21 protein-coding genes, 1 tRNA gene and 1 pseudogene are annotated in these 21,307 nt (G+C 33.3%); 2 read left to right on the forward strand and 21 right to left on the reverse strand.

Annotation, left to right across the window (positions count from 1 at the left end; genetic code table 11):
• Positions 1-166: 166 nt before the first annotated feature.
• The 5 genes from NST35_RS08115 to bshC all read right to left on the reverse strand — a co-directional run bounded on the left by NST35_RS08115 (position 167) and on the right by bshC (position 6,027).
• Positions 167-2,494: a penicillin-binding protein gene (locus NST35_RS08115; RefSeq protein WP_002446225.1), complete on the reverse strand. Its 2,328-nt coding sequence runs from the start codon at positions 2,492-2,494 to the stop codon at positions 167-169.
• Positions 2,475-2,876: a cell division protein FtsL gene (gene ftsL / locus NST35_RS08120; protein ID WP_002446224.1), complete on the reverse strand. Its 402-nt coding sequence runs from the start codon at positions 2,874-2,876 to the stop codon at positions 2,475-2,477. The genes NST35_RS08115 and ftsL overlap by 20 nt, the downstream gene beginning before the upstream one ends.
• Before the next feature lie 12 nt (positions 2,877-2,888).
• On the reverse strand, positions 2,889-3,824 hold the full coding sequence (gene rsmH / locus NST35_RS08125) for a 16S rRNA (cytosine(1402)-N(4))-methyltransferase RsmH (RefSeq protein ID WP_002446223.1): 936 nt from the start codon (positions 3,822-3,824) through the stop codon (positions 2,889-2,891).
• Between the two features lie 14 nt (positions 3,825-3,838).
• Positions 3,839-4,270: a division/cell wall cluster transcriptional repressor MraZ gene (gene mraZ, locus NST35_RS08130; RefSeq protein WP_001830185.1), complete on the reverse strand. Its 432-nt coding sequence runs from the start codon at positions 4,268-4,270 to the stop codon at positions 3,839-3,841.
• A gap of 143 nt (positions 4,271-4,413) precedes the next feature.
• A complete protein-coding gene (gene bshC / locus NST35_RS08135; RefSeq protein WP_002486271.1) occupies positions 4,414-6,027 on the reverse strand; it encodes a bacillithiol biosynthesis cysteine-adding enzyme BshC in 1,614 nt (537 codons plus the stop codon).
• 182 nt (positions 6,028-6,209) lie between these two features.
• Between bshC and NST35_RS08140 the strand changes: the two genes are divergently transcribed.
• Positions 6,210-6,650, forward strand: a complete 441-nt coding sequence (locus NST35_RS08140; protein WP_002486263.1) for an N-acetyltransferase — start codon at positions 6,210-6,212, stop codon at positions 6,648-6,650.
• Positions 6,651-6,756: 106 nt separating this feature from the next.
• On the opposite strand, the gene NST35_RS08145 is transcribed toward NST35_RS08140, so the two are convergent.
• The 5 genes from NST35_RS08145 to NST35_RS08165 form a co-directional block, all read right to left on the reverse strand.
• On the reverse strand, positions 6,757-7,443 hold the full coding sequence (locus NST35_RS08145) for a YjjG family noncanonical pyrimidine nucleotidase (RefSeq protein WP_002446219.1): 687 nt from the start codon (positions 7,441-7,443) through the stop codon (positions 6,757-6,759).
• 106 nt (positions 7,444-7,549) lie between these two features.
• Positions 7,550-7,684, reverse strand: coding sequence for a beta-class phenol-soluble modulin (locus NST35_RS08150; protein ID WP_001830095.1), 135 nt, complete (start codon positions 7,682-7,684; stop codon positions 7,550-7,552).
• Positions 7,685-7,739: 55 nt separating this feature from the next.
• Positions 7,740-7,874 carry a beta-class phenol-soluble modulin gene (locus tag NST35_RS08155; protein WP_001830095.1) on the reverse strand — a complete coding sequence of 45 codons (135 nt, stop codon included), beginning with the start codon at positions 7,872-7,874 and terminating at the stop codon, positions 7,740-7,742.
• 51 nt (positions 7,875-7,925) lie between these two features.
• Positions 7,926-8,060, reverse strand: coding sequence for a beta-class phenol-soluble modulin (locus tag NST35_RS08160; RefSeq protein WP_002446218.1), 135 nt, complete (start codon positions 8,058-8,060; stop codon positions 7,926-7,928).
• Positions 8,061-8,115: 55 nt separating this feature from the next.
• Complete coding sequence (locus NST35_RS08165; RefSeq protein WP_001830076.1) at positions 8,116-8,247, reverse strand: beta-class phenol-soluble modulin; 132 nt, start codon at positions 8,245-8,247, stop codon at positions 8,116-8,118.
• 351 nt (positions 8,248-8,598) lie between these two features.
• On the opposite strand from NST35_RS08165, the gene NST35_RS08170 reads away from it, so the two are divergent.
• A tRNA-Arg gene (locus tag NST35_RS08170) sits at positions 8,599-8,672 on the forward strand.
• 238 nt (positions 8,673-8,910) lie between these two features.
• Here the strand turns inward: NST35_RS08170 and NST35_RS08175 are convergent.
• The 11 genes and pseudogenes from NST35_RS08175 to polX all read right to left on the reverse strand — a co-directional run bounded on the left by NST35_RS08175 (position 8,911) and on the right by polX (position 21,245).
• Positions 8,911-9,420: a YfcE family phosphodiesterase gene (locus tag NST35_RS08175; protein ID WP_002446217.1), complete on the reverse strand. Its 510-nt coding sequence runs from the start codon at positions 9,418-9,420 to the stop codon at positions 8,911-8,913.
• A complete protein-coding gene (locus NST35_RS08180; RefSeq protein ID WP_002446216.1) occupies positions 9,413-10,000 on the reverse strand; it encodes an XTP/dITP diphosphatase in 588 nt (195 codons plus the stop codon). The genes NST35_RS08175 and NST35_RS08180 overlap by 8 nt, the downstream gene beginning before the upstream one ends.
• Positions 10,001-10,014: 14 nt before the next feature.
• Positions 10,015-10,818 carry a glutamate racemase gene (racE, locus tag NST35_RS08185; protein WP_002446215.1) on the reverse strand — a complete coding sequence of 268 codons (804 nt, stop codon included), beginning with the start codon at positions 10,816-10,818 and terminating at the stop codon, positions 10,015-10,017.
• A 162-nt stretch (positions 10,819-10,980) separates the two neighbouring features.
• The gene (sdhB, locus tag NST35_RS08190; RefSeq protein WP_340747297.1) at positions 10,981-11,823 is read right to left on the reverse strand and encodes a succinate dehydrogenase iron-sulfur subunit; all 843 of its coding nucleotides are present in this window, start codon (positions 11,821-11,823) and stop codon (positions 10,981-10,983) included.
• Entirely contained in the window at positions 11,823-13,589 is a 1,767-nt protein-coding gene (gene sdhA / locus NST35_RS08195; RefSeq protein WP_002446213.1) for a succinate dehydrogenase flavoprotein subunit, read from the reverse strand. Before sdhA ends, sdhB begins: the two co-directional genes overlap by 1 nt.
• A gap of 153 nt (positions 13,590-13,742) precedes the next feature.
• A complete protein-coding gene (locus tag NST35_RS08200; protein ID WP_002457415.1) occupies positions 13,743-14,357 on the reverse strand; it encodes a succinate dehydrogenase cytochrome b558 subunit in 615 nt (204 codons plus the stop codon).
• A 140-nt stretch (positions 14,358-14,497) separates the two neighbouring features.
• A pseudogene (locus NST35_RS08205) lies at positions 14,498-14,691 on the reverse strand (hypothetical protein).
• Positions 14,692-14,722: 31 nt separating this feature from the next.
• The gene (gene uvrC, locus NST35_RS08210) at positions 14,723-16,507 is read right to left on the reverse strand and encodes an excinuclease ABC subunit UvrC (RefSeq protein WP_002486269.1); all 1,785 of its coding nucleotides are present in this window, start codon (positions 16,505-16,507) and stop codon (positions 14,723-14,725) included.
• 97 nt (positions 16,508-16,604) lie between these two features.
• Positions 16,605-16,919, reverse strand: coding sequence for a thioredoxin (trxA, locus tag NST35_RS08215; protein ID WP_001830148.1), 315 nt, complete (start codon positions 16,917-16,919; stop codon positions 16,605-16,607).
• A gap of 258 nt (positions 16,920-17,177) precedes the next feature.
• Positions 17,178-19,526, reverse strand: coding sequence for an endonuclease MutS2 (locus NST35_RS08220; RefSeq protein WP_002446210.1), 2,349 nt, complete (start codon positions 19,524-19,526; stop codon positions 17,178-17,180).
• 9 nt (positions 19,527-19,535) lie between these two features.
• The gene (gene polX / locus NST35_RS08225) at positions 19,536-21,245 is read right to left on the reverse strand and encodes a DNA polymerase/3'-5' exonuclease PolX (protein ID WP_002486265.1); all 1,710 of its coding nucleotides are present in this window, start codon (positions 21,243-21,245) and stop codon (positions 19,536-19,538) included.
• Positions 21,246-21,307: the final 62 nt, after the last annotated feature.

A 21,307-nucleotide genomic window follows, 5' to 3' on the forward strand; every position in this document is an offset into this window, starting at 1 on the left:
TCTAATTTTAGTTCTTTTTATTTGTAAATAACCTTTAATATTTTATCAGTTTTTGTTTTATTTTAATATACGACATTATCTATTTATTAAATAAGGTTGGGACCATTCGTGAGCTAATCCCTAAAATGTTAATCCCAACCTGTTGTTGATATCAAGTTCTCTTAAATTAATTATTTCTCTCAGAACCTGATGTTTCATTTGTGCTGTCATCAGAATCATTTTTCGAGTCGGCGTTCGACTTTTCATTCTTACTTGATGAAGACGCATTTGAATTATCCTCATCAACTTTATCTTTCTTTGATTTTTTATCCGAAGAGTCCTCATCAGTTTTCTCTTGGTCATCATCCGTATCTTCAGCAGATAATGATACTTCTATCTTATCTTTATTTTTAATGATTTGACCTTTTGAGATACTTTGATTCGTGACAAATCCATTACCTTTAGTAGAAACTTTAATTTTCGTTAAATCTTCAAAAGCAAGTACATCTTCTTTTGTCCATCCGGTCATATCCGGCATTGTTAATTCCCCGTCTGTCATTAACATTACTTTACTGTGCGGTAGGACTTTGGTACCTGACTTAACTGATTGTTGTTTAATTTGTTTGCCATTACCAATCGTAATAGGTTTAAGAGATTGAGCATTGACGCTATCCTCTGCTTTTTGAACTTCATCTCCTTGCACGTTAGGCACTTTACTATAGTCAGTTTTTGATGAAGTATCACTAGATTTTCCAACATTTAAATATTTCAGCGTATTCTCCATAATTGGTTTAAATGCTTTGCTCACACCCATTTCATATGCTTCTTGATCATTTTTTTGAGCAAGACTCATACCTGCATAGACAATGACTTTAGGATCTTTCTTAGGTGCATCCCCCATGAAACTTACAAAGTAAGGATTTTCACCTTTAACATAACCGCCTCCATTTGAATCAGCTACTTGTGCTGTTCCTGTCTTACCTTCAATATCATAACCTTTTACGCGATAATTCATGGCATGACTCTTCTTACTATTTACTACTTTATCAAGTTCTTCTTCAACTTTATTGGCTGTTTCTTGCGTTACTGGTTTACCGGCAAACTCTTTTTTACCAGAGTAATAATTCTTTTTAGTTATTGGATTATCGATACTACTTACAAACCATGGTTTAAGCATATTTCCTTTATTAAAGAATGCCGATTGTGCTTGAATCATTTGAGCAGGAGTAACAGTTGTTGATTGACCAAATGCTGACGTTTTTTGTTGTAATTCATTTGCCCAACCAATATTACCTGCAGCTTCTCCATCAAACATACCACCCGTTTTTTTGCCAAATCCAAAGCGTTCATACCAAGATTTCATTTTATCAGCACCAACCAAATCTTGTAAGTGCATCATCAATGTATTTGATGAATAAGTAAAACCTAACGACATGGGTATACGTCCCCAACCAGTTTTATTCCAATCGGAAATTTCAGAGCCCATAATATTTCTTTGACCTGATTTATACTTTTCATCCGGTTTGAACTTACCTTCTTGAATTGCTGCAGCTAAGCCGTATGTTTTAAAAGTAGAGCCCGGTTCATATGTATTTTGATATAAATCGTTCGCCCACTTTTTGCCAAAATCTTTACCTGTTTCAGGATTAAAAGTCGGACGTTGGCTATATGCAAGTATTTCACCAGTTTTTGCGTCCATTACTACTGCAAATAAATCTTTTGGAGCATAACGTTCAACCATGTCATCAAGCGCTTCTTCCACAAAAACTTGGATATTAGAATCAATTGTTAAGTGTACATCGTCTCCACGTTTAGGTTGTTGCTCTTTCTTCGTATTAGGTGCAATGTAGCCCCATATATCATGAATATATTTAAGTGCACCTCTTGATCCATTTAAATAACTATTAAATATTTTTTCAACACCTAATGCACCATTTAATTCACCAGTATCAGGGTCTTTCTGTGCCATCCCTATTAAATGGGAAGCAAAATTACCATTAGGATAAAAGCGCTCAGTTTCTGGGTAAAGTGCTATACCAGGTAATTTCATTTTCTCTATTTTTTCTTTTTCTTGATAAGTTAAATTAGTACCTTTCTGACCAAATTCGATTTGAAAGGCTTTCTTATTATTAAGTCGTTTTTCTATTTCATCAGCATCCATATCTATGATTTCAGCTAATTTTTTTGCTGTCTTTTTTTTATCAACCACGTGTCGAGGCTTTTTACTTTCTTTACTTGCTTTTTTATCCACAACTGCAACAAGTTTATATCTTTCTACATCTTCTGCTAAAACTTTACCATTACGATCATAAATCTTACCTCGTTCTGGTTGTTGAGAATTTTTGACTAAATATTTCTCATTGGCTTTCATAATTAAATCTTGACCATTGGAGTGGCCAGTAATCATTATATAAGAAAACCTTAGCACCAATATAAAAAAGAGCAGTCCGAATAAACCAACAAGTAGGACTGCTCCTATTTTATTTTTTTTAATTTTAATTTTTCGCTTCGCCATTATTACGCACTACCTTTACATTGTCGTTCTCTAGGCTCATGCCCTGCTTCTTAGCCTTGTCGTAAATGCGTTCATATGAAGAATTTTTCTTAATTTCAGACTTTAATGCGCTGTTTTCACTAGATTGTTTCTCTATTTTTTGATCCAAATCTGCAATTTTTCCTCGCGTATCGTACGCATCCATTTTTAAAGATAGCATATAAATACTTATTAGAGCAATTACAGTTATTAATGCTATGTATAAAATTTTTTCAAATCTAGTAAGTTGAACAACAACTTTTCTTTTAACGGTTTGTTTTTCAGGACTCGATTGTGGTTGTCTTTGTGGGATACTGGTTTGTGTCGCTTCATCATAAGGTTGATAAATTTTTTCTACAGCCATTATACTTACTCCTTATTTTAATATTTCTGCTACGCGTAACTTGGCGCTACGTGCTCGATTGTTTTCGTTTAAATCGTCATCAGTAGCGGTAATCGGTTTACGATTCACTCGTTTTAACTTAGGTGTATATGCTTCAGGAATAACAGGTAGACCTCTTGGTACATCTGGACCTTTCTCAAACTCTTGGAAAATTTGTTTACACAAACGATCTTCCAAAGAGTGGAAAGTAATTACTGATATTCTACCTCCGACCTTCACACATTCAATGGCTTGCTCAACTGAATCTTCAAAAGCTGACAACTCATCATTCACAGCAATTCGAATAGCTTGGAACACGCGTTTTGCAGGATGTCCCCCTTTCCGTCTTGCTTTCGCTGGTATGCCTTCTTTAATGACATCAACTAGTTCTAAAGTTGTTTCAATCGGTTGTTGTTCTCGGTGGGCTTCAATTCTACGTGCAATTTGTTTAGAAAATTTCTCTTCGCCGTAACGATAGAAAATCTTAACTAATGCTTCATAAGACCATTGATTAACTACTTCATATGCAGAAAGTGATTGTGTTTGATCCATTCGCATATCAAGTTTCGCATCATTGTGATAACTGAAACCTCTTTCAGGCACATCCAATTGAGGACTTGAAACACCTAAGTCATAATAAATACCATCTACTTTATCAATTTCTAATTCATTTAAAATATTTGTTAATTCTCGAAAGTTGTTATGAACAAAAGTGACTTTGTGCAAATGTTCTTTTAAAACTTCTTTCGCATTTTCTATGGCTGTTAAATCTTGATCAATCGCAATAAGTCTACCTTTATCATTTAATTGATTAAGTAAATAGAGGGCATGTCCTGCTCCACCTAACGTACAGTCAACATACACACCATCTTCTTTAATATTTAAATAATCAATGGTTTCGTTTAACATGACGCTCACATGATGAAACATTTAAATTCCTCCATTTAAAAATCAAAATCTATTAAATCTTCAGCAATGTCTTCGAAACTTTCTTCAGATTCATCATAGAAATCATTCCAAGTTTCTCTGTCCCAAATCTCAATACGATTTGAAACACCAATTACTGTACATTCCTTACTTAAATTGGCGTATTTTCTTAAATTTTGCGGAATATTAATACGCCCTTGTTTATCTAATTCTACTTCTACAGCACCTGAGAAGAACATACGCATAAATTTACGCGCGTCTTTTTTTGTCATAGGTAAGGTTTTCATCTTCTCTTCAATTTGCTGCCATTCTTCTAGAGTGTAACCAAATAAACATTTATCAAGGCCTCTTGTGATAATAAAACGTTCATTTAGATCATAACGAAACTTGGACGGTATAATCATACGTCCTTTTGTATCCAATTGATGATCGAATTCTCCCATGAACATTTTTTATCACCTCACCTTATTTATAATTTACCACATCTCCCCACTATCCTCCACTAATTATACAAAAAAGGTGCAAATAATTTGCTCAAACACAAAAAAACCCGTTTTATCTTTAAGATAAAACGGGTAAAAACACTGTCATATCAATGTTTTATAATCAAATGATCAAACGAGTAAGAAAGTGGTGGATAGGTGGAGGGACTGAACACATCTATCCCAAAATCATTCATAATTTGAAGTGGATTCCAAACTCTTTCTTGTAGACCACCCATTGGATGGAGTGTTTCACTGATTTCTCTAAACTGTCGCATACTTATATCATTTTCTCTTTCAATATTCAGAAGGTATCGTTTGATTAAATAATCGTATTGATTGAGATGAATTTGATTATTTTTTTCTAAAAGAAGTTGGTTGTCATGGTTATTTTCCACATAAGTTAATAAATTATTATAAAGTTCTTGTTGCTGAGTTTTCATTTCTTCTACTTCATTTATAAAATTATTTGACGCTTTTTCACGAACAAAACGTTGACGTTCCTGTTCTACTCCATTTGCAATGACAGACTCTATTGATAAATTATATTGTTTTAATAACTTTTTAGTTCTAGCATACAAATACGTGATTCTTAATCTCGGCATAACAATAGGCATTTCTACATTTAACGTATCAAAAACACCTTTTAATTCTGCCCAATATTTGATTTCGCTTGGACCTCCGATAAATGCTACTGTGTTAAACAACCATTCCTCTACAACTGGACGTGTAACAACATTATTAGAAATTCTTTCAGGCTCTCTTTCTATGATATCTAACAAATTTTGTTTCGTGTAACGTTTCTCAGTTTTATTCAGTTTAAAATAAGTGCCATCAAAATTTAAAAGCTGTCTCATTCCGTCTTCATGGATAAACAAATGCGTGTTTGTCTCTGTTTGTATCATTGATGGAAGTTGTTGTTGAGTTGTTCGTATCTGAGTTTCACGAAAAGATTGATCGACTTGATCCCTCTTTTCTAATATCTCTTTAAACAACGGTTTCTCCATCTGTCTTAATTCAGGGTATTGAGCATCAATGAGTAGAATGCCATAGTCCTTAAACACTTCATGTATCAATCCCTTAAAAATATCAGTCCATGAATCATATTGATTAATAATATTGACGCACATTTGATAAACATCTTGAGTATGTACAGTTTCCTTTATTTCTTTAAAAAAGTGATTTAATGATGCTTTTAATTCGTTCTTATCAGGAGTATATCTTGAAACATTACTATCTGGTGGTGTCATCGTATGATACTTTACTTTTTTCAAAGTAGTTTCTTTATTATTGAATGCATACGTATGATTTACCTCTTCAAAATCATGGTCCTCACCAGCAATCCAAAACACAGGTACAATAGGCGTATCGTATTTCTCAGAAAGTTGACGACTTAAAATTATAATTGAGAAAATCTTATGAAACGTATACAGTGGACCCCCAAAAAGACCAGCTTGTTGTCCACCAATCACTACTTTTGCACCATCAGCTAAAGCATCTATGTTATTCAGTTGCTGATGTGTTAAATTTAATTCATTCATGTAAGATTTAATCACTCGTGATAAATGAAATTCCCTTCCGTTATTAGGTGTTTTTAATCTTCTATCAAAGCTTTCTTTTTGCGATGCATCATATTCATAAAAAGATGTAATTTGAGATTCACTATTTTTTATTTTATTAATGAACTGATCTTGTTCAGTTAACTTTAACGTATTACACTTCATGTTTTTACTCCTTCATTATCACTATTCCTCATATAGTATAAAGATTATATTTCTTATTGACAATTTAACGGCTTATACATTAATTTATCTAAATTTTTGACAAAACAACTAAGTATGATTATTAAATGAAAAAGCATTTTAAAGAGGGTATAATAAAATAAAGAAACAAAGGGGGAAACGATATGGGTGAAGTTAAACATTTACAAATCAACTACAAAACTGATGAGCTTTTCGCTGATTTCAGAGAATTTGGTAACAAGAACCTATATATGATTGAGGAGCTAAAGGGACAAATGATTGATGCAAGTTCCGATTCTCCTTTTTATGGAATTTTTGTTGGTAATAAATTAGTTGCGAGAATGGCACTACTTGATAAAGGAGAAGTAGAAGAAACTTATTTTCCTAATAGCAATTACTATATTCTACTTTGGAAATTAGAAGTATTAGATACTTACCAAAGACGTGGATATGCTAAGCAACTATTAAACTTTGCTAAAGAAAATAAAAAACCAATTAAAGCTATTGCTAGAAATAACTCAAAAGCGTTCTTTTTAACACAAGGTTTTAAAGATGTAGCAACCAAAAATCCTGAGGGGCACGACATCCTAATATGGAATCCATAATGTCGTAACAATAATATATCAATTAAACTGAGCCAACACTTGTAGTGATAAATTTTACAAGCGTTGGCTCAACTTACACTTCTTCAATTGTCTTTTTCTCTCCTATTCACTCAACAATGTGAACCATTTCTGATAAGTCATTAATGATATAATCCGGTTGAATAGACGTATGGTTTTCTTTTTGTCTGATATTAAACCAACATGTTGATATATTAGCATTTTTACCACCTAAAATGTCAGACGTTAAAGAATCTCCCACAATCAGAGTTTGATTCCTGTTATTCTCTCCGATATGTTCAAACACAAAATCGAAGAACTCTGTCATCGGTTTTTGAAATCCAGTTTGTTCAGATATAAAGACGTCTTGAAATATTTCATTAAATTGTGTCTGAGCAATTCGTCGTAGCTGTGTTTCTGTTACACCATTGGTTACTATATATAGAGAATGATTTAATTTTAATTGTTGTATAACTTCTAATGTATGATCAAATAATTTAACCGGTGCCTTTGCCAATTCATCTCTAAAGCACTCATCAGCTTCTTTTCCATTTACATGAATATGATAGTCATTAAAATAATTAATAAATCGTTGTGACAGCACTTCATCTTTAGTCAATTTATTTTGTTGAAATGCTTCCCAATGGGCTTGGTTCACTTTCCTAAAATGTTCGAAATCCTGTTGACTTGGCTGATGATTATATTTCTGTGCTAAATTATAAAACGCTTTTTTCTCAGCATCATAAAAATCCACTAATGTATCGTCGAAATCAAATAATATATTTTTGAATTTCATATTCAAATCTCCTATTTATTAACAATCTTTTTTAATAAAATAGTAACAAATAAAATGGCACAAAAAAAGACCAGAGCATTCGCTCTGGCCAATAATTAATTGTGTATTAGAAACCGAAGATTTTACCTAATACGCTAACGCCACTTTCTACGATGTCAACGATACTAGTTCCTAATTTAGTCCAATCTTGATCTTGTGCTGCTTTTACTGTATTTGCAATAGCTTCTGCTAATTTTGACATGTTTATCTCTCCCTAATTAATTATTTAAATTTATATTTTAAAAGACTATGATTAATTAAAATCCGAAGATTTTACCTAATACGCTAACGCCGCTTTCTACGATGTCAACGATACTAGTTCCTAATTTAGTCCAATCTTGATCTTGTGCTGCTTTTACTGTATTTGCAATAGCTTCTGCTAATTTTGACATGTTTATCTCTCCCTAATTAATTATTTAAATTTTAAAGTTTTAATTTTTAAATTATTGACCTAATAATTTAGAAATAACACTAATACCATTTTCAACAATACCAGCGATGCCTGAAGCTAATTGAGACCAATCTTGGTTGATTCCTGCATCTACTACACTTCTAATTGCGTCAAATAATTGTTCCATTATTCAAAACTCCTTTAAATAAATTTTATTATTATGCGAGATCGTTGATGATGAACTAATTTCCCAAAAATCGATTCACCATATCAACGCTACTTTCTATGATGTTAACAATACTTGCCCCTAATTGAGTGCCATCGTTAGTGATGGCTGCTTCTAAGATGTCTTTAAAAGCGTTAAATAATTTCATTATTAACACTCCTAAATGAGTTAATAACTCCAAAACGATTGGATACGATTGCGATTCGTTATCTCTATCGTTTTGTTACCTTTACTATAAAGTTAATTTGACTCAATTTGTTGCATTTTTCATACTAAATAATTAAGAGTTCCTAACTGTTAATTTTCTTAGGTTTTACAACAGTTAGGCATGCACAACTGTATTGCACTCTATTTTATTGATATAAACATATAGGATTTTATATCAAATTAACATTTATGTATAAAAACCTCTATTATAGTGAAAAATATAAATAATTTTTATTAGGTACCTATTGCTAAAAGACATATATTTAGATATAATAATTCTTGTGTTGAAAATGTCCTGGTAGCTCAGCTGGATAGAGCAATGGCCTTCTAAGCCATCGGTCGGGGGTTCGAATCCCTCCCAGGACGCTATAAAAAAAGGAGTCTCATTGAATGAGGCTCCTTTTTTATTATGTAAAATACAATAATATAATTCAACAGAGATTAAAACCCGCTATATATTACAAAAGAGCAAACTTAATAAGGCGTAAACATCACGTAAGTTTAATTTAGCCATCGATGACCACATCATTAATAAACCTGAAACATTTTAATGTCCCAGGTTTATTCTTTATATAAAAGTTTTGCTCTTATTATTCCTAACTGTCTAATATTCAATCTTAACTGTTTCGATGACCTGATTTTCTCTATTTCTAAAATTCAAAATGATGGTATTTTCATGATCCTTGTATACGAGCTCAGCAAAAGTTTCTTCGATTTGACTACGTGATTGAGAAATACTACCAGGATTAATTACATGGATGCCACCTATTTGCTCATATTTTGCCACATGTGTATGTCCATAGAAAGCAAACAAACATCCTAATTCTTTTGCCTTTTCAGCAAGTTTCATTCGTGTTTGGTTTACTTGATAAAGATGACCATGAGTATAAAAGGCACGAACTCCGTTTTCTTCAGTGATTGCTTCTTCTAAAAACTCTGGATAAAAATCACAATTACCTTTCACACGCTGATACAAACTAAGTTCTGTGTCATTATAACTAAATTCAGAATCCCCTAAATGTAAAAATTTATCTGCATCTTTATGTAGATCATAAATATGATATAAAATACCTGTTTCTTTGTGATTATCACTAAGAATAATCCACTTAGACATGTTGTTCACCCTCTAAATATTCTTTTAACAATAGAATAGCATTTCCACGATGACTGATTTTACCTTTTTCATCATTTGTAATTTCCGCCATCGTTTTATTTAATTCTGGAACGAAAAATATTGGATCATAACCAAAACCATTTTTTCCATGTCGTTCAGTTGTTATCACTCCGGAAACTGTTCCTTTAAATGTTTTTGTTTTTTCATTAGGCGCACTCATACTAATCACACAAACAAATTGAGCACGACGGTCTTGAACATCTTCTAAGTTCGTTAACAACTTTTCAATATTATCTTCATCATTCTTACCTAATCCTGCATAGCGCGCTGAATATACGCCTGGTTCCCCATTTAATGCGAACACTTCAAGTCCACTATCATCTGCAATGACACGCTTATTTAATGCATGTGCTGCCGCTTCGGATTTTAACTTAGCGTTTTCTTCAAATGTGGCACCTGTTTCTTCTACATCAAAATCTTCAATCAACTCAGAAATTCCAATAACATTTTGATTTTTAAAAATAGCTTTAAAATCGTTTATCTTACCTTGATTATTAGTTGCAATAACAATATCTTCCATATCATTCTCTCCTTCTATGAATCATTTACAGTTATTCTTTTGACTTCAACTTTCATATTTAACCATTCATCAATAATATTTTTAATATGTGTGGTGTCACCAGTCGCAAAAAATCGATGTTGGGGATGTTCTGTGTAACTGGCATGCTCATTGCTAAACGTGAGTAATGCACTTACTTCTCTTGCTGTTTCTAAGCCAGATGAGATAACTGTTTTAGTACCACTAAAATATTCATAAATAGGCTGATATAACAACGGATAGTGTGTACATCCTAAAATAACCGTGTCCGCATCACTGTTTCTCCATTGCTTCAACGTTTGATGAATCACAATATTAGTGATTGTAGGGTCTTTATAGCGCATTTGTTCAACTAGAGGAACAAAGCCCGGGCATGCAACACTATAGACATTCACATTTGGATTTATCTTTTTTATATGTGTGCGATACGCTTCTGATTTAATTGTTCCTTCGGTTCCTAAAACTAATACATTTTGATTTTTTGTAGTCATTATCGCAGTTCTTGCTCCAGGTTCGATAACACCAATGACAGGAATAGGTAATATGTTTTGTAAATAATCTAACGCAACTGCCGTAGCAGTATTGCAAGCAATAACCAGCATTTTTATATCAAATTCCATCAATTTTTGAGCTAGTTCCGTTGTGAATTTTTTAACTTCTTCTCCTGGTCTTGGACCATATGGACAACGTGCTATATCACCTAAATAATAAATAGTTTCATTTGGTAACTGTCTCATAATTTCTTTAGCAACAGTAAGACCACCAACACCTGAATCAATGACTCCAATAGGTTTATTCATACTTCTTCACCCTTATTTTTACAATTACCTTACATTGTATCACAGTATCATATAACTGTAGATATTTACGTTTATAGTTCTTGTAAAGTGAAATTCCTATATTTATTCTACAATCAGCAAAAAATGACCAAGGCGAAGTTGCCTTGGTCACTATAAGCTATATTAATCTACTTGATGGTCTGAACCAAAGAATGATTTAAACATATGGAAAGAGGTTTCTCTATTCATTGCGGCAATTGACGTTGTCAATGGTATACCTTTAGGACATGCATTCACACAGTTTTGAGAATTACCACATTCTTGCAGTCCACCTGCACTCATCAATGCATCTAAACGCTCATCTTTAGTCATAGAACCTGTTGGATGTAAATCGAACAAACGTACTTGAGAAATAGCTTGTGCACCAACAAATTTATTGTTTTTTGTGACATTTGGACATACTTCTAAACATACACCACAAGTCATACATTTAGACAACTCATATGCAGTTTGACGTTTTTTCTCTGGCATACGTGGTCCAGGTCCTAAGTCATATGTTCCATCAATAGGAATCCATGCTTTCATTCGTTTTAAGTAATCGAACATTCTTGAGCGATCAACTTGTAAATCTCGAATGACAGGGAAAGTACTCATAGGTTCAAGACGAATAGGTTGTTCTAATTGATCAACAATAGCTGAACATGATTGTCGTGCACGGCCGTTGATTACCATTGAACAAGCGCCACATACTTCTTCGAGGCAATTCATATCCCATGTGACTGGTGTCGTTTTTTCACCTTTAGAGTTGACTGGATTTCGTCTGATTTCCATCAAACATGCGATTACGTTTAAATTTTCCTTATAAGGAATTTCAAATGATTCTTCATAAGGTTTTGATTCGCTATTATCTTGACGTTTAATTATCAATTTTACTGTTTTTTGTTTTGGTTGTTGATTTTGACCTTGTACTTGAGTTTGTGGATTACTTTGAGTTTTTGGAGTTTCTTTTAATGATTGATCAGCCATTATTTATTACCTCCTTTAGACTTACTTGTGTAGTCACGCTTACGAGGTGGAATTAAACTTACATCTACTGGCTCATAAGTAAATTCTGGCTTTTCACTTCTACCTTTATAACGAGCCATGGTTGTTTTTAACCATTCTTCATCATTACGTTCTGGGAATTCAGGTTTGTAATGTGCACCTCTAGATTCGTTACGATTATACGCACCAATCGTAATCACACGAGCAAGAACCAACATATTCCATAATTGTCGTGTGAAGAATACTGCTTGGTTGCTCCATGTTTGCGTATCTTCCATATCAATATCTTCATAACGTTTCATAAGTTCTTGAATTTTTTTATCTGTTTCAAGTAACTTTTCATTTTCACGAACCACAGTTACGTTAGCTGTCATAATTTCACCTAATTCACGGTGAAGTTTATAAGCATTTTCAGTACCACGCATATTTAATAAATGATCAAATTTTTCTTTCTCTTCTTTAACACGAGCTTCGAAAATACTGTCATCTAAATCTGTATACGATTTTTCAACATTTTCAACATATTTGATAGCGTTAGGACCTGCTACTGTACCTCCATAAATAGCTGAAAGTAAAGAATTAGCACCTAAACGGTTACCACCATGTTGTGAGAAATCGCATTCTCCAGCTGCAAATAACCCTTTGATATTAGTCATTTGATCATAATCTACGTATAAACCACCCATTGAATAATGTACTGCTGGGAAAATCTTCATTGGAACTTTACGTGGATCATCACCTGTGAATTTTTCATAAATTTCAATAATACCACCTAATTTAACATCTAATTCGTGTGGATCTTTATGAGATAAATCAAGGTATACCATGTTTTCTCCATTGATGCCTAACTTTTGGTTAATACAAACATCGAAAATTTCACGTGTCGCTATATCACGTGGAACCAAGTTACCATAGTCTGGATATTTTTCTTCTAAGAAGTACCAAGGTTTACCATCTTTATACGTCCAAATACGGCCACCTTCACCACGAGCTGATTCACTCATAAGACGTAATTTGTCATCACCTGGAATCGCAGTCGGATGTATTTGAATGAATTCACCATTTGCATAAATCGCACCTTGCTGATAAACGATGGACGCCGCTGAACCTGTATTAATCATTGAGTTCGTCGTTTTACCAAAGATAATACCAGGACCACCTGTTGCCATGATAACAGCGTCTGAACCGAATGATTGAATTTCTGATGTTGTCATATTTTGAGCGACAATACCTCTTGCAGCATCTTCTTCGTCTTTAACAATACCTAGAAATTCCCATCCTTCGTATTTAGTTACTAAACCATCCACCTCAAATGAACGAACTTGCTCATCTAATGCATAGAGTAACTGTTGACCTGTCGTTGCGCCAGCAAATGCTGTTCTATGATGTAGTGTACCGCCAAAACGTCTAAAGTCTAATAAACCTTCTTTCGTTCTGTTAAACATAACCCCCATGCGATCTAACAGATGGATGATTTTAGGTGCAGCATCAGCCATTGCTTTGACTGGTGGTTGATTGGCCAGGAAGTCTCCACCATAAACAGTATCATCAAAGTGAATCCACGGTGAATCTCCCTCACCTTTAGTATTAACAGCACCATTTATGCCACCTTGTGCACAAACAGAGTGCGAACGCTTTACCGGTACAATGGAAAATAAATCTACATGTGCACCTTGTTCTGCCGCTTTAATTGTTGACATCAGACCGGCTAGTCCTCCACCGACAACAATAATTTTTTTCTCTGCCATAGAAATGTCACTCCCCTGAATATTTAAATCTCAAGCCCTACTTTTAATTTTCAGATATAAACTAACTACTAAACAGTTAATCTTTAACGTTTCATAATTTCTTAGTAGTAAATTTATCTATACTCACTTATTTCAAAATGAAAATTCGTATACTTATATAAACGCAATAACAGCTGCAACACCAATATAAGAAATCACTAAAAATACTATGAGTGAAATCCAAGTAAAAACACGTTGTGATTTTTTAGATTGTAAAAAGCCCCATGTTACACAAAATGACCATAAACCATTAGCAAAATGGAAAACAACAGCAATGACACAAATAATGTAAAAGATTGCCCATAACGGATGTTGTAATGTTTCATGCATTAGATTATAGTCCACAGATTTACCATAAAAAGCTTTCTGCAAACGTGTTTGCCATAAGTGCATTGCAATAAAAATAAATGCTAAAATACCACTTACACGTTGGAAGAAAAACATCCAGTTTCTAAATAATGAGTAATGTCCGATGTTCTCCTTAGCAGTGAAAGCGATGTGTAAACCGAACAAACCATGGTATAACAATGGTATATAAATAAGTATAAATTCCATCACAATAAGGAATGGTAAAGATTCCATAAATCCTGACGCTCTATTAAAAGCTTCAGCACCTTGCGTTGCTTGATGGTTTACCATTAAGTGTACAATTAAAAATGCACCTATCGGAATAACCCCTAATAACGAATGTAATCTTCTAAGGTAAAATTCATTCTTTGATTGAGCCAAAAAGAGTCCCCCCTGCGAAACTTATAATTTAAATTGCTAATTCTTAGAAACTTGTATGCAAAATGCCCTAAAGTTTTACATAAAAGACCAGCGTTGATTTACTTTTTTATTTAGTACTTGTCTTTATAATTAATATCGACCTATACACAAGTAGGACTTAAAAAAGTAAAAAGCCAGTCATTGAGCAGTAAGTTTAAAGATTTGGAAATCTATTAGTTGTGACAATTAACATGAAGTGATAACTTTTCTCATTTAGAAAACGCTTCCATACAACTTTAAAAAAATTAGCTTTTGATACGTACATTGTAACATTAATTTCACAATTTTTGGGCATGAGAATGATTCTCATGCCCACTTTTTAATAATTATTTGTTTTGTAACGCGTTTTGAAGGTTTTTAGCAACCTTTTCAGGCAATCCTGCTTGTCTTAATTCATCAAAAGACGCTTCTTTCATTTTCTTAATCGATCCAAACGTACGTAATAATGAAGTTTTTCTCTTAGTTCCAATACCATCAATGTCATCAAGAACAGATTTCAGACCTGTTTTTTGACGTGTTTGTCGGTGGAATGTAATTGCAAATCGATGAACCTCATCTTGTATGCGGTGTAATAGATAAAATGCTTGACTATTCTTTTTTAAAGGTACTATTTCAGCACTTGCTCCATAAAGTAGTTCAGATGTTTGGTGTTTATCATTTTTTTGTAAACCAGCAACTGGTATATCTAGCCCAAGCTCATTTTCGAGTACATCCATCACACCATTCATATGACCTTTCCCACCATCAACTATTATTAAATCTGGTAGAGGTAGCCCTTCGTTAAGTACACGAGTATAGCGTCTACGAACGACCTCTCTCATAGATTTATAATCATCAGGTCCTTCCACTGTTTTAATCTTATATTTTCGATAATCTTTTTTATGAGGTTTGCCATCTACAAATGTAACCATTGCTGAAACTGGATCAACACCTTGAATATTTGAATTATCAAAAGCTTCAATTCTTATTGGTGTTTGGATACCCATACGCTCTCCTAGTTCTTCAATTGCTTTGATGGTTCTTGACTCATCTCTAGCAATTAATTCAAATTTATTATCGAGTTGCACTTCAGCATTGTGATTCGCTAAATTAATCATGTCTTTTTTAGCTCCTCGTACTGGTTGAACAATCTTAGTATCTACCACCGACTGAATGATATCCTTATCAAGATTTTTAGGTACATGAACTTCTTTAGGTATTAGATGCTGATTTAAACTATAAAATTGACCTATAAAAGTATAAAATTCTTCTTCCTCTGTTTGTTGTATTGGTATCATTGTAGCATCACGTTTAATCATATTACCTTGTCTAACGAAGAAGACTTGAACACACATCCAGCCTTTAGAAACACTATAACCAAAAACATCTCTAATTGTATTATCCGAAGACATAATCTTTTGTTTTTTAGTTAAATTGTGAATGTGTTGAATCATATCCCTATATTCTTTTGCTTGTTCAAAATCTAACTGTTCACTCGCTTTATTCATGCGTTCTTCTAAATGATTCAAAATTGTTTTATCTTCCCCATTTAGAAAGTCCGTAATTTCTTTTGTCATTTGAGCATACTTCTCTAAATCAACATCATAGACACACGGTCCCATGCATTGTCCAATATGGTAATAAAGACACAGCTTATCTGGCATATTATCGCATTTTCTAAATGGATAGATACGATCAAGTAATTTCTTTGTTTCTTGTGCAGAATACGCATTAGGATATGGACCAAAGTATTTACCTGAATTCTTTTTTACAGTACGAGTAACAAGTAATCGTGGGTGCTTTTCTTTGGTAATTTTAATAAAAGGATAACTTTTATCATCTTTTAATAAAATATTATATCGGGGTTGATACTGTTTTATAAGATTAAGCTCTAGCAGTAGCGATTCTGTCTCACTTGATGTCACGATAAATTCAAAGTTACGTATTTCTCCAACTAAACGGGTTGTTTTAGCATCATGTGCGCCCGTAAAATAAGAACGTAGACGATTTCTTAAACGTTTTGCCTTCCCCACATATATAACCTGATCATTTCTATCTTTCATTAAGTAACAACCCGGCTCTAAAGGGACTACGTTTAATTTTTCTTTTATTTTCTTTTGATATTCCTCCAAAGGGCTCCTCCTTTCCATTATCAAATTAATTAATGAAAACAAAATAAAGCTGGAGCAATTACTCAATGTAATGCCCCAGTCTTTATTTATGTTAATCTTATAGATGTTTATCTAATACTTCTGCTAAGTTTTCTTTAGGTTGGAAACCTACAACTTTATCAACTGGTTCGCCATCTTTAAATACAATTAAAGTTGGGATACTCATTACTTCATATTTCGCTGCAGTTGATGGGTTTTCATCAACATCTAATTTTAAGATGTCAGCTTTACCATCATAGTCTCCTGCTAGTTCTTCTAAAACTGGTGCAATCATTTTACAAGGTCCACACCAAGTCGCCCAGAAATCAACTAATTTAACACCAGATTCAATTTTGCTATCAAAATCAGAATCAGTTACTTTTACGATTGCCATAATGCCAATCCTCCTTAATTTTCAATGATGAACAAATTATAACAGAGATTAATCACCTTTGCATTATAGATGCTCTTAACAAACATAGCGAGTTTAGAGCGACTTAACACATTAGTTATTATGGTAATGTGCGCCCTTGTCCTTTCGTTAAACTTTATACTTTAAGTTAAGCACTGTTATTAAATATTTTTAATACTGAGTTCTATAAAATCGTTCATTTAATTATTCAGATATAGTCACATTACTCATATCTAAAGGTTACTTGAGTTCTGCCACAGTGACACCAAATCCACCTTCACTAGGCATACCTCCCCTAAATTGTCTAACGCTTTTATGTTTTTTCAAATGTTGTTGAACACCTTTTTGAAGTGCCCCCGTACCTTTACCATGAATAATATAAACTTGTTCGTAATTGCTTAAAACCGCCTGATCAAGATATTGATCTAATTCATTTAAAGCTTCTTCGTAACGATATCCTCTTAAATCTAGTTCTGTTTTAATAGTTTGTCTATTTTGTCTTGTTACCATTTTTGTAGGTTTTTCTTTTTTCTTTTTCGTTTTTTCTAAATCTTCAATAGGTAATTTCATTTTAATGATTCCCATTTGTACAACTGCTTCTTCGTCACCTACAAGTTCAAGCACTTCACCTTTTTGACCGTAAGATAGAACTTTCACTTCATCTCCAGTATGAATCGTATCATACTTTTTCTTTTGAACATGTTGCTTAATTGATTTTACCTCATATTGATCATCAAGTTGTTTCTTTTTATCAATTAATTCATGTTCTTTTACCTCAGCGCCCTTATGATCTCTTAGATTTCTAAGTTCTTTAAGAATTTCGTCCGCTTCTTTAGTCGCAGATTTCACACGCTGATTAGCTTTTTCTTTAGCTTCATCCATCAATGATGTCTCATAATTTTGATACTGTTGGTATTGTTTAGACAAAGCATCGTGGGTTTGCTGTGCTTCCCTCACAAGTCGATCTAATTCTATACGTTGTTGATCAACACGTTTTGAATTTTGTTCTAATGATTCAATCATGGCATTGATCTCTTGCTCGTCTGTCCCTATCATTGTCTTAGCTTTATTAATGATGTTGAGACTTAGACCAAGTTTTTTCGATATATCAAAGGCATTAGATCTCCCTGGAACACCCATTAATAATTTATAAGTCGGGCTCAGTGTTTCAACGTCAAATTCAACGCTTGCATTCATGACACCTTCACGATTATAACTATAAGCTTTTAATTCAGGGTAATGTGTTGTTGCCATAACTAAAGACCCTAAACGGCGTACATAATCTAAGATACTCATTGCGAGTGCCGCACCTTCACTTGGATCTGTACCTGCGCCTAGTTCATCAAATAAAATGAGACTATTTTGATCTGCATCTTGTAATATTTCTACTATATTTTTCATGTGAGATGAAAATGTTGATAATGATTGTTCTATAGATTGTTCATCTCCAATATCACAATATACATTTTCAAAGATACTTAATTGACTTCCATCCAGTGTAGGAATTAACAATCCTGATTGTGCCATGACAATTATCAATCCTAGTGTTTTTAAAGTAACCGTCTTACCACCCGTGTTTGGTCCAGTAATTATGACTGTTTCTACATCGTCAATAAATTCAATTGTATTTGCTACAACAGTATCTTTGTCTAATAAAGGGTGAAATGCATTAGGTAAATATATAGTTCGATCCTCTTTAAATGTAGGTTTTGTCCCTTTTATAGTGCGCGCATAACGAGCTTTAGCAATTAAAAAATCAATTTGACCCATAACCGATTCAGCAATGAGTAATGCGTCAGCTTCCGCCGAAACAAATCCCGTCAATTCAGTCAATATACGTTCACGTTCAACTGCTTCATCATTACGCAAACGACTGATTTGATTATTCATCTCTACAACAGAATTCGGTTCAATATATAGTGTTTGTCCTGATGCCGATTGATCATGAACAATACCATTGAAATCTTGTCTATATTCAGCTTTCACCGGAATAACATTGCGATCATTTCTTACTGTTACAATTGCATCAGATAGTTTTTTTTGATTCCCTTGATTTTTCACTATTCTATCTAAATTTTGACGAATTCGTTGGTTTGTTCTTGAAATTTTACTTCTAATACTTTGTAAAGTATAACTTGCATGGTCAAATAAATCGTGTGCATCACATGTTTCATTAATTTCTTTAAATAAATCTGTAAGTATCGGTAGATGATTCATTTTATCATGCAGTATAGGATACTTAACCTCTTCATCTTCTTCTAGCATTTGATTGTAAAATGTTTTAAATTGATTTTGCACTTGAACTAGGCGTTTAATTCTGTTTAATTCTGCCACATTTAAAACGCCTCCTATGCTGGCCCTATGAACAAGTGGAGACACTTTTGCTAGACCACTTAAACTTGGTAATCGATGCTTGTTATAGATTTGTGAAATTTCGTCTGTTTCATTCATTTGAAATTCTACTGTATCAAAATTACTAGCGGGAGCCATCTCTTGTACTTTTTCACGACCTAGATCACTTATAGTTTCATCTGCCACAAATGATTTAATCTTTTCAAATTCCAAGACATCTAATGTTTTTTGTCTCATGCAATCCCTCTATTTCTTATATTTATTCGTTTCAACAAATGAGCGAAAGGCTTCCTTCGTCATTGTATTAATGACCCTCTCTTTATTGACAAATCCTTTTTGTGCAGTAGCAACACCATATTTCATGAAATCAAGATGATTTGTATGATGAGCATCCGTATTAATTGTTAACTTAACCTTTGGATATTTACGAACGATTTCTGCATTTAAATCTAAACGATGTGGATTTGCGTTAATCTCTAAAATTGTATTTGTTTCTTCGGCTAAATTCATTAACTTTTCAATATTAGCTTTATAACCTTTTCTACGTCCAATAATACGGCCGGTTGGATGAGCAATGTGACGCACATATGGATTTCTACATGCTGTTTCCAAACGTTTCATGATTTCGTCTTCAGATTGATTAAAGCTTTGATGAATAGCTGCGATAACATAATCAAGCTGTGCCAATACTTCGTCATCGTAATCTAATGTTCCATCAGGTAGAATGTCCATTTCTGTTCCTGAATATATATCTATTTCCTTATACTCTTCATTTAATTGCTTTATTTCTTCATTTTGTCTTAGCAGACGGTCGACTTGTAATCCATGAGCTACTTTTAAACTTTGTGAGTGATCTGTAATGACCATAAATTCATAACCTTTTGCAATATTTGCCTCAATCATTTCTTTAATCGAAAAGGCACCATCACTATATGTTGTGTGCATATGCAAATCTCCATTGATGTCACCTAATTGAATGATTTGACTCAGATCTTTATCAAACTCACTACCGTCTTCACGCATGGCAGGCGCAATCCAATCTACACCAAAATGATGATAGATCGCTTCTTCACTTTGTAATTGTAATAGCTTACCATCTTGTTGTTCGATACCATACTCACTAACCTTTTCGTCACGTGCTTTTGCTAATTGTCTTATTCTAATATTATGATCCTTCGAACCGGTGAAGTGTTGTAAAGTATGGTAAAAAGCAGCAGGTTCTATCAATCTAAAATCAACACCAATCGTCTCATCATCATAAGCTAATTCCAGAGAAATTTTAGTATCCCCAACAGCAACATCTTTGACTTTATTCGGAATACGGAGTAATTGTTGTTGAACTTTTTTAGGCTCTGATGTACTAATTATGAAATCTAAATCTTTACTCATTTCCTTATATCTTCTAAAACTACCAGCAGTTGAATATTGTTTAACTCCTTCTAGCTGTTCAATAAATTTTACAATTTCTTGGTTGAGACCTCTCATTAGCTCTATAGGATAACGATCCTTTTTAGCACCTATCGCCTTCACTGCTTCTAAAATGTTTTGCTCTGTCTTTTTTGCAAAACCGTTTAAAGCACTGACTTTACCTTCTTCACAGGCTTTTTGAAGTGTTTCTTTATCAGTAATTTGAAGTTCTTGATATAGTTTTGCTATTTTTTTACTGCCTAATCCCTGTATTTTCAACAGTGGCACTAACCCTTCAGGTACTTCATCTTGAAGTGCTTGAAGAGTCGATGATTGACCTTTTGTTTTAAATTCATTAATAACTTCTCCTACGCCTTTTCCAATGCCTTTAAGTTCTTTTACATCATCAATCTCTTCTAATGTACGCTCATCAACCTCTAAACTTTGTGCAGCTTTTCTATAGGCTGAAACTTTAAATGTATTTTCTCCTTTTAGCTCCATATATATAGCTATTTTTTCTAATAATTGAATTACATCTTTTTTTGTCATCAATATCACTCCATAAAAAGAAGACCAGGACATAACATTAACGTTCGAACTTGTCCTGACCT

It is taken from the genome of Staphylococcus sp. FSL W8-0304, from assembly GCF_038006565.1.
Lineage (GTDB): Bacteria > Bacillota > Bacilli > Staphylococcales > Staphylococcaceae > Staphylococcus > Staphylococcus epidermidis.